The 14,690-nt window shown below is 37.9% G+C and carries 15 protein-coding genes and 1 pseudogene; 4 read left to right on the top strand and 12 right to left on the bottom strand.

The genetic code is table 11. The features are described from left to right. Positions 1-1,189 precede the first annotated feature (1,189 nt). On the bottom strand, positions 1,190-2,071 hold the full coding sequence (locus FLK20_RS21145; RefSeq protein ID WP_152658580.1) for a nucleotidyltransferase-like protein: 882 nt from the start codon (positions 2,069-2,071) through the stop codon (positions 1,190-1,192). Positions 2,072-2,347: 276 nt separating this feature from the next. On the opposite strand from FLK20_RS21145, the gene FLK20_RS21140 reads away from it, so the two are divergent. Then, the gene (locus FLK20_RS21140) at positions 2,348-2,722 is read left to right on the top strand and encodes a YgzB family protein (RefSeq protein ID WP_152658579.1); all 375 of its coding nucleotides are present in this window, start codon (positions 2,348-2,350) and stop codon (positions 2,720-2,722) included. Between the two features lie 238 nt (positions 2,723-2,960). On the opposite strand, the gene perR is transcribed toward FLK20_RS21140, so the two are convergent. The 4 genes from perR to FLK20_RS21120 all read right to left on the bottom strand — a co-directional run bounded on the left by perR (position 2,961) and on the right by FLK20_RS21120 (position 5,055). Continuing rightward, complete coding sequence (perR, locus tag FLK20_RS21135; protein WP_152658578.1) at positions 2,961-3,401, bottom strand: peroxide-responsive transcriptional repressor PerR; 441 nt, start codon at positions 3,399-3,401, stop codon at positions 2,961-2,963. A 99-nt stretch (positions 3,402-3,500) separates the two neighbouring features. Further along, entirely contained in the window at positions 3,501-4,058 is a 558-nt protein-coding gene (locus FLK20_RS21130) for a cob(I)yrinic acid a,c-diamide adenosyltransferase (protein WP_152658577.1), read from the bottom strand. 26 nt (positions 4,059-4,084) lie between these two features. Beyond that, the gene (gene bcp / locus FLK20_RS21125; protein WP_152658576.1) at positions 4,085-4,558 is read right to left on the bottom strand and encodes a thioredoxin-dependent thiol peroxidase; all 474 of its coding nucleotides are present in this window, start codon (positions 4,556-4,558) and stop codon (positions 4,085-4,087) included. 62 nt (positions 4,559-4,620) lie between these two features. Next, on the bottom strand, positions 4,621-5,055 hold the full coding sequence (locus FLK20_RS21120) for a potassium channel family protein (protein ID WP_152658575.1): 435 nt from the start codon (positions 5,053-5,055) through the stop codon (positions 4,621-4,623). Positions 5,056-5,318: 263 nt separating this feature from the next. Between FLK20_RS21120 and FLK20_RS21115 the strand changes: the two genes are divergently transcribed. Continuing rightward, entirely contained in the window at positions 5,319-6,617 is a 1,299-nt protein-coding gene (locus FLK20_RS21115; protein ID WP_152658574.1) for a glutamate-1-semialdehyde 2,1-aminomutase, read from the top strand. Between the two features lie 66 nt (positions 6,618-6,683). On the opposite strand, the gene FLK20_RS21110 is transcribed toward FLK20_RS21115, so the two are convergent. The 4 genes from FLK20_RS21110 to mutY all read right to left on the bottom strand — a co-directional run bounded on the left by FLK20_RS21110 (position 6,684) and on the right by mutY (position 10,889). After that, a complete protein-coding gene (locus tag FLK20_RS21110) occupies positions 6,684-8,432 on the bottom strand; it encodes an ABC transporter ATP-binding protein (protein WP_152658573.1) in 1,749 nt (582 codons plus the stop codon). A 181-nt stretch (positions 8,433-8,613) separates the two neighbouring features. After that, positions 8,614-9,147, bottom strand: a complete 534-nt coding sequence (ntdP, locus tag FLK20_RS21105) for a nucleoside tri-diphosphate phosphatase (protein WP_152658572.1) — start codon at positions 9,145-9,147, stop codon at positions 8,614-8,616. A 315-nt stretch (positions 9,148-9,462) separates the two neighbouring features. Then, positions 9,463-9,639: a gamma-type small acid-soluble spore protein gene (locus FLK20_RS21100; RefSeq protein ID WP_152658571.1), complete on the bottom strand. Its 177-nt coding sequence runs from the start codon at positions 9,637-9,639 to the stop codon at positions 9,463-9,465. Positions 9,640-9,812: 173 nt separating this feature from the next. Then, entirely contained in the window at positions 9,813-10,889 is a 1,077-nt protein-coding gene (gene mutY, locus FLK20_RS21095; protein WP_152658570.1) for an A/G-specific adenine glycosylase, read from the bottom strand. 72 nt (positions 10,890-10,961) lie between these two features. Here mutY and FLK20_RS21090 point away from each other — a divergent pair, with 72 nt between their 5' ends. Further along, positions 10,962-11,951 carry a metal-dependent hydrolase gene (locus FLK20_RS21090; protein WP_152658569.1) on the top strand — a complete coding sequence of 330 codons (990 nt, stop codon included), beginning with the start codon at positions 10,962-10,964 and terminating at the stop codon, positions 11,949-11,951. A 67-nt stretch (positions 11,952-12,018) separates the two neighbouring features. Here the strand turns inward: FLK20_RS21090 and FLK20_RS21085 are convergent, their stop codons facing one another. Both FLK20_RS21085 and recX read right to left on the bottom strand, forming a co-directional pair. Next, positions 12,019-12,351, bottom strand: coding sequence for a YfhH family protein (locus tag FLK20_RS21085; RefSeq protein ID WP_152658568.1), 333 nt, complete (start codon positions 12,349-12,351; stop codon positions 12,019-12,021). Positions 12,352-12,408: 57 nt separating this feature from the next. Further along, complete coding sequence (gene recX, locus FLK20_RS21080) at positions 12,409-13,227, bottom strand: recombination regulator RecX (protein WP_152658567.1); 819 nt, start codon at positions 13,225-13,227, stop codon at positions 12,409-12,411. Between the two features lie 95 nt (positions 13,228-13,322). On the opposite strand from recX, the gene FLK20_RS21075 reads away from it, so the two are divergent. Then, entirely contained in the window at positions 13,323-14,216 is an 894-nt protein-coding gene (locus tag FLK20_RS21075; RefSeq protein WP_152658566.1) for a TIGR01777 family oxidoreductase, read from the top strand. Between the two features lie 136 nt (positions 14,217-14,352). Here the strand turns inward: FLK20_RS21075 and FLK20_RS21070 are convergent. Next, positions 14,353-14,690, bottom strand: a pseudogene (locus FLK20_RS21070) (hypothetical protein); the annotation flags it as partial.

Raw genomic sequence — 14,690 nt, 5'->3', positions numbered from 1 at the left:
TTGTTTTGTTCAGTTTTCAAAGAGCAATTTTATTGCCTCGCCTCAAAGCAGCGACCTTATCAATATAACATATTAGCAAGTTTGTTGTCAACAACTTTTTTAAGTTATATTTACTGAGCGCTTGCTCAAATCAGCAACGAAATTAACTTTACCATGGTGGAAATATAAAGTCAACGATTATTTTAAAATTTATTGAAAGCAAATTTAAAAATGATAGACTCACACTATGTGACAGCCGACAAACAATACAGTATATAACAATGCAAAACATTGATAATCCAATACTTTCTGAGGTTTTTACATCATATATACACAGGGAATATCTTTTTATAAAAGCGCCTGCTGTTTTTCTTCTTACTTCGAGCCCCACTCATCTTTCACATCATTTCTATAAGAAAAATAATTAACACCAATTCCAATTGTCTTATCTTATTTTTGAAAAAGCTTGCCACAAGCAAACAGCCGTAAAACTTGCACCTCTCATCAATAAAAAGGGAGTCCTGCCTATATTCTCGACAGGAGCAAATAATCACAATGATTTTCTGTAAGTCGATCCATTGCAGTTCACCACCTGGTAATAAATAAACAGCGGCTCCATTGAATGAAATGTTGTTTTATAAAACTTGGCAAGCCTAGCCTGAAAAGCACAGGATTGCCTTAGTTGAGGCTGGGGTTGCGATTAAGCGTTGGACTTATACTTTATTCCTTAGATTCTTTATACTTAAAAGTGTAAAAAAAGAGTAGATTTATATTTTTACCTTCATAATAAAATATAAATAGCTACCTATTCATTCTTCCAGAAAATTTCTTTTAAATATAAATAATTCTGAAGCCCCCTGTCAACCACATTAAACAACCTATCATATAATTTTAAGCTAAAATGAAAAAAATAATCATCCTCTTCACGAAATTATTATCAGCATAAAATTTTATTTTGCTTTTTCTCATCACCTATATTAAGACCTGATTTTCTGAGCATACTTTAAACTAGCTGATTATTCTCTATTTTAAAAAAGAGATAATCCCCCCCTTTTTATATATCATCATCAATCTGAAATACACTTTTGTAATCACAGCTAACCATTTTAACTGAAACGAAATAACATATTGCCGCAAAACCAAAAATTACTTACTCCGCAACCTTATAAAAATTGCAAAATAAGTCGCTGGTTTTCATTTTAAACCTTCATTACATCTCCTCTAGCTCCTTTACCTTATATACTCTCTGAAACACTTCCGGATTTTTCGTAGCCACAAGCTTCATCTCAATAATATCCTTCTCTTCTAAATAAGAAATAATCGCATGTAAATCCAATGTATAGTATTCAATCTCCGGTAGAGCTGTAATAGAAGCATAAGACCAATAACCGTCTTTTTTATTTAATAAATTTAAAAGATGTATAGAGGCAGACTCTGCTTTATTTAACATGACAAAATCCATTGCAATCAGCATCAGTTCAATTCTTTTTTCCAAGTTTTCTGTACTGTCCATTAATTTTTCATATAGCTTGTAGACTTCTAAATCAATATTTTTTACCTGATTCCAGACAGTTACTTCCGGATAATAGCCTTGATCAATAACAGATAGCCTTGCCAAATAATGAAGTGCATTTAAAATCTTGCTGTAAGAGTCCATGACTTCTTTTGATTCATATAATGCTTTTCCTTCACTAAAATTTTTCAGCAGCTTTCCAAAGTCAATCATTTTTCTAAGCATTCGTTTATCCTCAGGAAAAGATTGAAGCTCCTCTTTTAATTCTTTCACGAATTCATTCCTGTCATAGGCTTTTCTTCCGTAAATAACCCATTCTGCTGCACGCCGGTATCCGCTTGTATCAAGCCAATCCATCAAAAGCAGTTTCGTAACAATATGCATCGCCACAGTCTGGCCATTTACTTCATAATGCTTTACAAACCAGTCCACTTCCTGGTTTTCGACAATAATCAATAAAATACTATCAAACCCATCTGTGATCGGATGATCGAATTGTGTCTTCTCCACAATAAGTATTCCTAATGTATTTGGATTACTCGCATGTTCCTGATAAATCATTCTTTGAAAATTCTCCATTTAACAGTTGCCTCCCTGTCTTTCCTCTCATAACACATAATTCGATATATACTTATAAAAATCCTTTTTTTACATGATAGGAAAGAGGAAAATTTAAAAACTATCCTATCCTTTCATATTAAACTGTAAACTCTTTAGTGACATAATCTTTGCACACATGTTACAAGTTCAGTATGGAAAGTCTCCTTTTTTAGGCTTCATTTGCTTCGTTTTCTTAAGAATTCATTCTTCCAATATTCTATGATATACTGAATTTGTAGCTTAAGGGGGATTTAAATGGCGAAACAATTAACTTATTCAAGTAAAATAAATAAAATTCGCACCTTTGCCTTAATCCTTGTCTTTGCCGGTATCTTAATAATGTATGGCGGTCTCATGGTTCGTAACATTGAGTGGTTAATGCTCAGTCTATTTATATTGGGTGTACTGATGATTGTGCTCAGCTGTGTTGTATACATATGGATTGGCACCTTGTCTTTAAGGGCTGTTCCCGTTACCTGTCCAAATTGTGAGAAGCCGACAAAAATGTTAGGACGCGTAGATGCCTGTATGCATTGTAAAGAACCGCTGACATTGGATAAGAGCTTAGAAGGTAAAGAATTTGACGAACGGTATAACCAGCGTAAATTCCGTGAAGAGAATGAAAAATAAAGAAAACTTGGCAAGCCGAGTCTTGAAAAGGCTCAGGATTGCGTTGGGGTCTGGGGCTGCGGCTATTCATCCATTAAAAAACGCCGCTAAAAATTTTCCCTTTCCACGCATAAAAAGCACAATGCTTATGAGGATATCCTTACAAGAGATATTCCCAAAGCATTGTGCTTTTTACATAGAGATAAAAAATGAACCTGCTTCTCACCGGAACAGCCGATTTTTTCTGAATTCTTTACATTTAATTCGCTTCCTGATGCTCCTTACAGGCATTGCAAGTGCCATAAACCTCTAAGCGATGATGGCTTACATCAAAGCCTGTCACCTGCTCAGCCAGCGACTCCACTTCCTCTAATGAAGGATAATGAAAATCAACAATCTTTCCACATTGATTGCAAATGATATGGTAATGATCTGATGTGTTGCAGTCAAACCGGCTCGAAGAATCTCCATAGGTAAGCTCTCTGACCAGTCCAATATCCTTTAATACACGTAAATTATTATAAACCGTCGCAACACTCATATTTGGAAATTTTCCTTCAAGTGCTTTATATATATCATCCGCAGTCGGGTGAACCATTGAATTAAGCAAATACTCCAATACGGCGTGTCGTTGTGGTGTAATCCGGACGCCTGACTTTTTCAAAGTATCAATTGCCTGCCGTAATTTATCTTCAGACACCCTAAACACCTCTCTTCCCAATTAATAAAATTATTAGATTATAATTCTTATAATTAGTTTATCGCCCTGTGTGGATAATGTCAATTAATTCAGGCTATATCAGACATCCACGTGGAGAGGCTGCTCTTCTCCTCCCAATTGCTTATTTACATATCTGGCAGCAACAAATAAATAATCTGATAATCGGTTTAAATAACTGAAAACAAGCTTATTTTCCACTTCATCTTCCAGCCCTACAGTTAACCGTTCCGCCCGTCTTGCTACGGTACGTGCATGATGGAGTGCACTAGCCGCTTTATGACCTGATGGCAAAATAAAATTTTTTAAAGGTTCAAGTGATTGATCCCATTCATCAATTTGCTTTTCCATCTCATCAATATGCTTCTGTTCAAGCTTCCAATAAACTTCTTTATCCTTGGGCGTGGACAATTCTGCACCAACATGGAAAAGAATTGTCTGTACACGATGCAGCTGGTCAAGAAATGCGGTCTTTCCATCCCAATCCGTTTCTTCTATATAGCTTGCTGCCAGGCCAATACTGGAATTCACCTCATCACATGTTCCATAAGCTTCTACTCTTAAATGATTTTTCGGTACTCGCTGTCCATAAACTAACGATGTTTGTCCTTTGTCCCCGGATCTGGTATAGATTCGCATACGGCTCCACTCCGATTCTAATATTCTTAATTAGCTTTCTTTTCCTTCAAAAAGTTTAAAGCATCAGTCACATGATCTTTTACCCGGACTTTACGGTATTCTTTCATCAGCTTTCCTTCTTTATCTAAGATAAATGTGGAGCGCTCAATACCATAATATTCCTTGCCAAAATTTTTCTTCAGCTTCCACACCCCAAATTGATCAGCTACCTGGTGACCTTCGTCTGAAAGTAAAGTAAATGGCAGCTCATGCTTGGTGATAAATTTTTGATGACGTGCTTCCGGATCTGGGCTTACGCCAATAATTACTGCATCCAATTCCTTGAAGCTTTCATGATGATCCCGGAAATCACATGCTTCTGTGGTGCATCCTGGTGTCATATCTTTTGGATAAAAGTATAAAACAACATATTTTCCTTGAAAATCAGATAAGCTTACTTTCTCCCCATCCTGATTGGGTAATGTAAAATCATTTATTTTTGTCCCTAATTCCATTTGCATCGAATCCCTCCATTTAATCATTCCTTCTTCTCTCTTCAATATAGCATATTGCAGGATGAGATTCATTTATCACTGTCTCTGCTGTTGATTTGTACTACTTTTAAGACAAAGGCTGCCGGAAGTATGTATCCGATCAGAGCTTCGGAAATAGCAATGATTCTGCCAATACCGACTGGTGCCAAATCACCATAGCCCAGGGTCAATAAAGTGACACCGCTAAAATAGATAGAATGGACAACAGATCCCCATATCGTAACTTCTCTCAATTCCCCATGCTCCACAATAACAATCCCCTGAAAGGATAAAATAAAATAAACTAAACCATAGCCAACCATGGTGATGCAATAAACAATCAGCATAGCAATAAAAATTTCTAATGAGAAATGCCCTTCTTTCATTTTTATACGGGCATGAATGGATTTATATTGAATAAAATCATAAATACTTTTACCAATTATAATAATAATCAAAATAAAGAATATCCAGGGGATACCCATGCCTTTTGCTCCTCCCAAAATACATTTGCTGATGTTTCGCTTTACGCGCCAAGCTTTAGAAACACCCCGTTACACTCTCCTCTTTTCTTATATATATGCAGAAATCAAAACAGTTTGTACAAGTTTTCCATTCATTTTTTTGTTATATTAATAACTGGGTGAAATCAAGCAGAAAGGATATCTAGATTTTACCTCTTAAATGGACTTGTAAATGGGCAAGAAAGCTTTTTACAGGTCGGGAAGAATGAGGAGGAAACGAAATAATGAAGTTTACAAATTCTGAAAAGCTGCATCAGGAAGCTTTACAACATATTGTCGGCGGGGTAAATTCTCCTTCCCGCTCCTATAAAGCTGTCGGCGGAGGTTCTCCTGTCTATATGAAAAGAGGGCAAGGAGCTTATTTCTGGGATGTAGATGATAATAAGTATATTGATTATTTAGCTGCTTATGGACCAATCATAACTGGTCACGCACATCCGCATATTGCCAAAGCGATTGCTGAGGCAGCAACAACCGGTGTGCTTTACGGAACACCGACAGAACTGGAAAACACCTTTGCAAAAATGTTAAAAGAGGCGATGCCTTCCTTAGAAAAAGTTCGTTTTAATAATTCAGGTACAGAGGCTGTCATGACTACCATCCGTGTAGCCCGTGCTTATACAAACCGGACAAAAATCATCAAATTCGCCGGGTGCTATCATGGACATTTTGATGCTGTATTAGTTGAAGCAGGGTCCGGCCCTTCTACACTTGGTACACCTGATTCAGCGGGGGTTCCTGCTTCCAGCGCTGCAGAGGTAATTACTGTTCCATTTAATGATTTAGCTGCCTTTAAAGAAGCCTTAAGCCATTGGAAGGATGAAATTGCAGCTGTACTCGTTGAACCAATAGTAGGTAACTTCGGGATTGTTGAGCCATTTGAAGGATTTTTACAGGAAGTGAATGAGCTTACCCACCGCGCTGGAGCGCTTGTCATTTATGATGAGGTCATAACTGCATTTCGTTTCACCTATGGAAGTGCTCAGCAGCTCTACCATATCGAGCCAGATTTAACAGCAATGGGGAAAATCATTGGCGGCGGCCTTCCAATCGGCGCTTACGGCGGACGTAAAGATATTATGGAGCAGGTTGCACCGCTTGGTCCGGCTTATCAGGCTGGAACCATGTCTGGAAATCCAGCTTCAATGGCTGCTGGTATTGCTTGCTTAGAGGTATTAAAAGAAGATGGTGTGTATGAAGAGTTAGAGCGTCTCGGAAAACGTCTGGAAGAGGGCATTTTAGAAAAAGCAAAAGAAAATAATATCCACCTCACCGTAAATCGTCTTCGCGGAGCCTTGACGGTATACTTTGGAGTCGACCAGGTAACAAATTATGCGGAGGCAGAAGCTTCCGATGGAGAAGCCTTTGCGACATTCTTCCAGCTTATGCTGAGGGAAGGCATTAACTTAGCTCCTTCTAAATACGAAGCATGGTTCTTAACAACAGAGCACACTGATTCGGATATCGAAAATACGATTGATGCTGTCGGTCGTGTGTTTAGGAAAATGGCAGAAGATCAATAATTTAATTTTATATGCAAAAAGGCATTTCCAGGAGAAGTTTATCCCCTGGAAATGCCTTTTTTACTCCTATTCCTCTAAATTCTGAATCTGATACAAATCATAATAATGGCCACGGAGCTGCATTAATTCTTCATGAGACCCAATTTCTACGATTTCTCCGTTTTCCACTACAACAATACGGTTTGCATGGGTGATTGTCGCTAACCGATGGGCAACTATAAATGTGGTCCGGTCAGAAGCAAGCTTCTCCAGTGTTTCCTGAATAAGATGCTCGCTTTCTAAATCCAGTGCAGATGTTGCTTCATCAAAAATAAGTAATGGCGGATTTTTCAAGAAGACACGGGCAATGGCAATCCGCTGCTTCTGTCCGCCGGATAATTTCACGCCACGCTCTCCAACCATTGTTTTATACCCTTCCGGTGTTGATTCAATAAAGCTATGGGCATTTGCTGCTTTTGCTGCCCGCACAACCTCCTCATCTGTTGCTTCCGGGTTCCCCATCCGGATATTTGTCTCAATGGATTCAGAGAATAGAATATTGTCCTGAAGTACCATTCCAATATTATCCCGAAGCGCACGAGCTTTCATATCACGCAAATCCATCCCGTCAATTTTAATTGATCCGTCTGTCACATCATAAAAGCGGGGAATTAAACTAATTAAAGTTGACTTCCCTCCCCCGCTCATTCCGACAAAGGCCACTGTTTCTCCTTTTTCAATATGGAGGTCAATGTCTTTGAGTACAGGCTCTTCTTCCTCATCATATTGGAAAGAGACATGATTAAAAGTTACTTTCCCTTGCAGCCTTCCCGGATCAACTGCATCCTTTTTGTCTGTAATATCATAAGGCTCATTCATCAATTCAAATACGCGGTCAATTGACGCAATAGACTGCACTAAGGTTGTCGATGAATTAATCAGTCTGCGTAACGGACTGTACACCCGCTCCATATATCCGACAAAGGCTACCATCGTACCAAGTGATGTATTACCCATAACGACCTGATAGCCCGCAAAAGCGATAACTAATAACGGTGCTAAATCGGTAATTGTATTTGTCACTGCAAAGGTTCTGGCATTCCAATCCGTATGCTTTAATGCCCGGTTGAGGAAATGGCTGTTTCTTTTTTCAAACTGCTCGTCCTCATAATCCTCAAGTGCAAAGCTTCTCGTTACCGGGACACCTTGAATGCGTTCGTGTAAATGCCCCTGTACTTCTGCCAATGCTTGAGACCTTTCTCTTGTCAGACGGCGCAAACGCCCAAAGAAGTATTTCACGGAAATACCAAAGAGCGGGAATAAAATAATCGATACAAATGTAAGCGGCACATCCATCGTAAACATAATAATAATTGCTATTAAAATGGTTGTAACATCCAGCCAGATATTCATTAATCCTGTAATAACAAAATTTTTCGTCTGCTCTACGTCATGTATTACCCGGGAGATGATTTCGCCTGTTTTTGTCTGTGAATAAAACTTCAGGCTTAACCTTTGCAGGTGATCGAATAATTTTCCCCGGATATCAAAAAGAATTTTGTTTCCAACCCACTGTGCCAAGTATTGACGAATATATTCAACCGGCGGACGGATAATTAAAAATACGATAAAAGAAATCCCCATTATCCAGAATAAGCGCGCTACCTTTTCAGATTGGGTAAGGTCCTCTACCGTGATAATATCATCAATAACAAATTTTAAAATTAAAGGCATTAATAATGGAATACCGAATTTAATTACACCAATAAATAGTGTCCAAATTATTTTCCATTTATATGGTTTTACAAATTGCATATACTGCTTTATACTGCTCATTTATCAACTTCCTCTGCTTGAAAAGGTATTATGGAATATGCTCGCTATTTCACTTCCTCTTAAACTAAAGTATAAAAAGGTATCCCTGCCGCTACTTCACTCCGTAACAAGGATACCCTTTTATATACTCTAATTGCAATTAAATCGCTCTAAAAACCTTTTTTGCTGTCTCCTATCAAGTTTAATGATATGTTAAGTACATTTCGTACCAATCATCAACGAACCCCGGAGAAAATGGTCCCTTTCCCTGGCGAATCCAATGAATTAATACTTCTAATTGCTGATAAAGAATACGGTGAATATCTTCCGGATAATTCATCAAAGCTTTATTCTCTTCATATTCATCTTCATCAAGGAGATTGAACGTCATATCAGGAAATACCTTTACATCTAAATCATAATCAATATATTTCAGTGACTCAGCTTCAACATCATAAACAAATGGCGAGCTGAGATTACAATAATAGTGAATCCCGTCATCCCGAAGCATACCAATAATATTAAACCAGTGCCTCGCATCAAAATAACAAATGGCAGGTTCTCTCGTCATCCAGGAATGACCATCGCTTTCAATAACCTTTGTCCGATCATTCGCTCCGATGATTATACTTTCCGTTCCTTTTAATACGACACTATTTTTCCAGACTCTGTGAAGTTGTCCATTATGTTTATAACTTTGTATCATCATTTTTGAACCAGCATTTGGAGAAACCATCCAAAATCTCCCTCTCCATTTTCATACAGTGATTTATGAATTATCTTTTATTATAAGCCTTCATTTATAAAAGTTAAAGGATAAGTCCTTATTAATTCCGGAATGGTTTCTTCACTTAAAGAAAACTTGATACGCGGGTGCTGAATTGCCCTTGTTTGGGTTGAGATGGCGGTCGGAGCCGAGAATGTGATTACTCGACCCCACCGAAAAGAGTTACAATTACTCTCTTCCTTAAAACCGCCGGGATTGCGATTACTCACAAAGCGCAAAAAAGGGTTCCCACAGTTGGAAACCCTTTTTTTAGTAAAACAGATGTTATTGCTTGTTTTGTTGAGATTGTTGGTTTTGCTTTTTCACTTCTTGTACATCTGTTTCTGAAGCAAACTCAGTACCATATTGTCCTTGAGCTGCCTGTTGATTTTGCTTTCTTACTTCAGCTGCGTTTGTTTTTGCAGAATTTTGTTGGTTTTGTTGATTTTGTTTTTTAGCCATCAATATCACCTCCGCAATAATTAATGTATCCCGAAGCTCATTTCTTTATCCAACTTTTTTTAAGAAATATTTTTTATCATTTTTTATCCGCAGAACAAAAGGAATTGCAGCTGTTATTTGATGATGAAAATTATTAACAGGGTTAACAATTATCCTTTCCTTTTTGTAATATTTCATTTTTCTTCTAAAAAAGGTATCATTTTTTGATGTGGAACTGGAAAAGGATATTGTTCCATTTCTTCTAAAGAAACCAATTTTAATCGATTATCCTCAATCGCTTCCTGATTTGTCATCGCTTTTCGTACATCTACGTTCCAAATAATATGAGAAAAAACATGCTTAATGGCAGTGCATGACTCTTCTATGTCTACTTCCAGTCCATAATTTTCTTTCAGCCAGGACTGCCAATCTTTTTTCATAATGTCATCTGCAGGAATCATTGGAAATTGCCATAATCCAGCCAGCAGCCCAGAATCTGGTCTTTTTTCAATAACATATTTACCTTCCTGATTTTGGATTAGCAACGCAATATATTTTTTCTTTTGCTGCTTCTTCGCTTTCTTTTTAACAGGTAGTCTCTCTTGAATCCCTTCCACATACGCCTGACAATGCTCCATCACCGGACAAAACATACATAAAGGCTGTTTTGGTGTACACACCGTTGCTCCTAAGTCCATAATAGCCTGATTAAAGGAGGATGGGTCTTCCTTTGAAATCATTTCTTCTACATAATGTTCAAATAATTTTTTTGTAGAACTCTGCGAAATATCTTCTTCAATATGTAAGACCCGGGAGAAAACACGCATTACATTGCCATCTACTGCTGGAATCGGCTGATTATACGCAATGGAAAGGATCGCCCCTTTAGTATACGGTCCTATCCCCTTTAAACTGCCAAGCTGCTTAGGGTCATCAGGAACTTTTCCGTCATACGTTTCTACGACTTCACGTACTGCTGTTTGTAAATTTCTTGCACGGGAATAATAACCCAGCCCTTCCCATTGTTTTAAAACATCCTGCTGCTCTGCTTCTGCCAATTCATAAACAGTTGGATATTTCTCCATAAAACGATTAAAATAAGGTATAACCGTATCTACTTTCGTTTGCTGCAGCATAATTTCTGATACCCAAACGCGATAAGCGTCATTATTTTCACGCCAGGGCAAATTTCGCTTGTTTTCTTCGTACCACTTAAGTAAATCATCTTGAAAAGCGGAAATATTTATATGTTCTAATCTTTTATCGTTCATGTTTTCACGTCCTATGTGTTAAAATAATATTGGATTGCTTTGATAAAAGCAACATGAGGAGGATATATAGCTATGGATACTGGTACGCATATAGTTATGGGTGTTGCACTGGGCGGTTTGGCCACATTGGATCCTGCCGTGCAAAGTAATCCCGCATTATTTCATGCTGTATTAGTTGGAACAGTTGTGGGATCACACGCTCCTGATTTTGATACAATATTTAAATTAAAAAATAATGCAACGTATATAAGGCAGCACCGCGGAGCATCTCATTCTCTCCCTGCCATTCTCATGTGGAGTCTGCTTGTGTCTGGAGCTATTTATTTATTTGTTCCAGAGGTTAGCTATCTGACACTTTGGTTATGGACATTGTTAGCTGTATCCATTCATGTATTTGTCGATTTATTTAATGCATATGGAACCCAGGCTTTTCGTCCGTTCACTAAAAAATGGATTGCAAAAGGGTTTATTAATACATTCGACCCGTACATTTTTTTCCTGAATGTTGCCGGTATTATAGCTTGGGCATTAGGTGCCAATCCAGGCTACACATGGCTGATTATTTATACAGTCATTGTATTATATTACATCAAACGCTACATGGACAAAAGGGAAATTGTTCAGAAAATCAAAGAATATTTTCCGGATACAGAGGTTGTCGCTACGTCTCCTACGCTCAAACAAAATTACTGGCGTGTCGCCATCACAACCAGCGACCGTTACTATGTAGGCAGTGTTGAAAACCGGCATATTGAGATCGTCGATGAATTTTACCGCGTACCATTGCCCGATACGGATGTCATGAAAGCTGCAAAAAACGATAAAAATATCTCTTCATTTTTAAACTTCTCTCCCGTGTACCGCTGGGAAATAAATACGAATGAAGATGATGTGACAGAGGTTCGTTTTATTGATTTACGCTATCGCAGCAAAGGATATTATCCCTTTGTAGCCGTTGTGAAGCTGGACAAAAATCTGAAAGTAATCACTTCCTACACAGGCTGGATTTTCTCTGAACAGAAGCTTCAAAACAAATTAGTTCCGAGTGACTCTACCCCTTAGCATATTGATAGTTAAAAGATAAACAACAAGGCAGAAGATTTACTTCTTCTGCCTTGTTGTTTTATACTCAGCCTACCTTTTTTCCCAATAAAGAAATAGGCAAGGCTTCTATATTTTCACTTGCTTCATCTAATAAATCAATCCGATAGCCCCATGCAAATACCCCATTAATATAAGATATTCTAAATTTATAGCCTGTCTCCATTTTAAGCTGATAAATAGCCTCTTTTTCAAAATCATCCGGACTCATGGTGTAAGCAAGGGCGACTTGCATCTTCCGTTCACAAATTTGCACCTCGGAAACATTCCCAAGCTGTTCTGCCTTTTGAGCCTGCTCTTTTAATTTACCGATTTCTTGATGTAACTGCTCAATGGAATAATCACTGTATCGAAATTTCATCCTTCTTCCCCCTCATCGATTTCTATTGTACCAAAATAATGTCAAAGCAACCTGAATTTATTCTTGATTATCTATATGCTCATTAACGAATTCTTGAATCATATCAAAATGGAAGCCTTTTCGATACAAGCCTTCTGTTACCTTTTGCTTTAATTGGAAGCCTTCATATTTTTTTACTTGCTTCTGATAAAGCTTTTCCCCCTGGTATTTCAACGCTTCCCATTCCTGATCTGTATCCTCTTCTTGATTCATACTTTGAATTGCTGCAAGGATAAGCTGCTGATCAAAGCCTTTTTGTAAAATCATATTTTTTGCTTTATTTATCTGTTTTTGAAACGAATCTTTGGAGGTTTGCTTTATTTTTTTTTCAAGCAGCTTTTGAATTTTTTCTCTCTGCAATGCGGGTGTATACTGCTCTAGAGCATTCCCGGCAATTTGTCCGCCAATTCCCTTTTCAAATAATTCCTGCTCAATTATTTTAGGACCTTTTGAGCTGGTATTCATACGTGAACGTACAAACATATCAGCAAATTGCTGATCATCAAGGAGCTTTTCCTTCCTCAATCGCTGCATAATAACAGCAATTTGTTCTTCCTCCACTTCTTTTTTCTGCAAATACATGACAACTTCTTTTTCTGAACGTATCCGATAGCTTAAAAAGTGTATAGTAAGGGTATATACTTTATGGAGGTTATCCTGTTCCTTAAGTGTTTCGATGCGGTCTTCACTCAATTCCATCCCTTTTTCCAGCCGGAACTTAATAAGGATATCCTCATCAACACTAAATCCATACTCATCACCAGTTGGTGTGTTTAAAAATATATTAAAGCGGTGCTTCTGCTTTTTTTGCATTGTAATCCGAGTAATTTTTCGCAACGTCATTCACCTCTCTTTTCATCATAGCAAAAAATGAAACAAGGAGATAATATTAGAATATACACTCTAAAATATTTAAAGGGGGTTTCCGTATTATGAACATACTAATAACCGGGGCTACAGGCTTTTTAGGTAGTACCTTAGCTGCACACCTTACCAGCCTCAACCATAAATTATATATTCTGACCCGTTCTCCGGAGAAAAGATCAAATACATCGCATCTGACTTTTATGGATTATAATACGACTGCAAATGCGCTTCCAAAGATTGATGCTGTCATTAATCTGGCTGGTGAATCATTGTTTGGATATTGGAAAAAAAAGAAGAAGGCAGCCATTCTCACCAGCCGCCTCCGTGTCACTAAATATCTTGTCCAATTAATAAAAGATATGAAGGAAAAACCAGGGGTATTTATCAGCGGTTCCGCGGTAGGATACTATGGCATGTCAGAAGATTTCATCTACACAGAAGCAACAACGCAGCCGGGCAATGATTATCTTGCATCCGTCACAAGACAATGGGAAGCAGAAGCTGGTCAAGCTGAAAAATTGGGTATCAGAACAATTTATGCACGATTTGGGGTGCTGCTCGGCAATAATGGCGGTGCATTTCCACTGATGTCATTGCCGGTAAAATTATATGCAGGCGGACATATCAATGACGGTGAACAGTGGCTCTCCTGGATTCACGTAAAAGATGCCGTAAAATTAATCACCTTTTGCTTAGAAAATCATAGCATAAAAGGGCCGGTTAATGTCACTGCACCGACTCCTAAACGAAATAAAGACTTTATGAAAAAAGCAGCACAGATTTACGGGCGGCCGTATTGGCTTCATATACCAGCTGTGTTCTTCTATCTTACTTTGGGAGAAATGGCACATCTCCTGACAAAAGGACAGTACGCATATCCACAGAAAGTACTTGAACACGGTTTCGCGTATGATTTCCCCTCCCTTGAACTGGCCTTATTAGATCTGAAAGATAATTAAATCATGCATGCAATAATCTCTTCTGCTAAAAATAAGGAAAGCGAAATGCTGTCTTCTGTATAAAGGAGCATGCTATTTCTTTAATTACCAGCATGCTCCCTATTATTTTCTATTTTGTCAGGGTACACTTTACATTCTACTTATCATTATTCTCCGATTCCTGCTGAATAATGTCTAATTGCTCTGGATTTAAACCGGTCACCTGTATAATAGTCATTTGGCCTATCCCTTGTTCTAACATTTTTACTGCCGTCTGTTTTGTAGATTCTTCCAGTGCAGACTCAGCTTCGAACCTTTTACGCTCTTCTTCTTTTCTTTTGATTTCTGCCTCTTTTTTCTGCTTTTGCAGCTCCTTTTTCTCTGCTTTCAGTTCCTCATTCTGCTTTTCAGCCTTTTCTTTCTGCTTTTCAGCTTCTTCTTTTTGCTTTTCAACTTCTTCTTTTTGCTCTTTCATCTCTTCCATTTCCTGTTCCA

The sequence above is a fragment of the Oceanobacillus sp. CFH 90083 genome (assembly GCF_009389585.1).
Classification (GTDB): Bacteria; Bacillota; Bacilli; order Bacillales; family Amphibacillaceae; genus Oceanobacillus.
The sequence above is the reverse complement of the archived record's forward strand: the minus strand, read 5'-3'. Positions and strand labels throughout refer to the sequence as shown.

Excerpts from the sequence above, each read along its gene's own strand:
- ntdP (WP_152658572.1), bottom strand. The coding sequence starts at position 9,147 with ATGGTTTCTCCAAATGCTGGTTCAAAAATGATGATACAAAGTTATAAA.
- FLK20_RS21075 (WP_152658566.1), top strand. The coding sequence starts at position 13,323 with ATGAACATACTAATAACCGGGGCTACAGGCTTTTTAGGTAGTACCTTA.
- FLK20_RS21145 (WP_152658580.1), bottom strand. The coding sequence starts at position 2,071 with ATGGAGAATTTTCAAAGAATGATTTATCAGGAACATGCGAGTAATCCA.
- FLK20_RS21090 (WP_152658569.1), top strand. The coding sequence starts at position 10,962 with ATGGATACTGGTACGCATATAGTTATGGGTGTTGCACTGGGCGGTTTG.
- FLK20_RS21120 (WP_152658575.1), bottom strand. The coding sequence starts at position 5,055 with ATGGGTATCCCCTGGATATTCTTTATTTTGATTATTATTATAATTGGT.
- FLK20_RS21100 (WP_152658571.1), bottom strand. The coding sequence starts at position 9,639 with ATGGCTAAAAAACAAAATCAACAAAACCAACAAAATTCTGCAAAAACA.
- FLK20_RS21130 (WP_152658577.1), bottom strand. The coding sequence starts at position 4,058 with ATGCGAATCTATACCAGATCCGGGGACAAAGGACAAACATCGTTAGTT.
- FLK20_RS21085 (WP_152658568.1), bottom strand. The coding sequence starts at position 12,351 with ATGAAATTTCGATACAGTGATTATTCCATTGAGCAGTTACATCAAGAA.
- FLK20_RS21140 (WP_152658579.1), top strand. The coding sequence starts at position 2,348 with ATGGCGAAACAATTAACTTATTCAAGTAAAATAAATAAAATTCGCACC.
- FLK20_RS21110 (WP_152658573.1), bottom strand. The coding sequence starts at position 8,432 with ATGAGCAGTATAAAGCAGTATATGCAATTTGTAAAACCATATAAATGG.
- mutY (WP_152658570.1), bottom strand. The coding sequence starts at position 10,889 with ATGAACGATAAAAGATTAGAACATATAAATATTTCCGCTTTTCAAGAT.
- bcp (WP_152658576.1), bottom strand. The coding sequence starts at position 4,558 with ATGCAAATGGAATTAGGGACAAAAATAAATGATTTTACATTACCCAAT.
- FLK20_RS21115 (WP_152658574.1), top strand. The coding sequence starts at position 5,319 with ATGAAGTTTACAAATTCTGAAAAGCTGCATCAGGAAGCTTTACAACAT.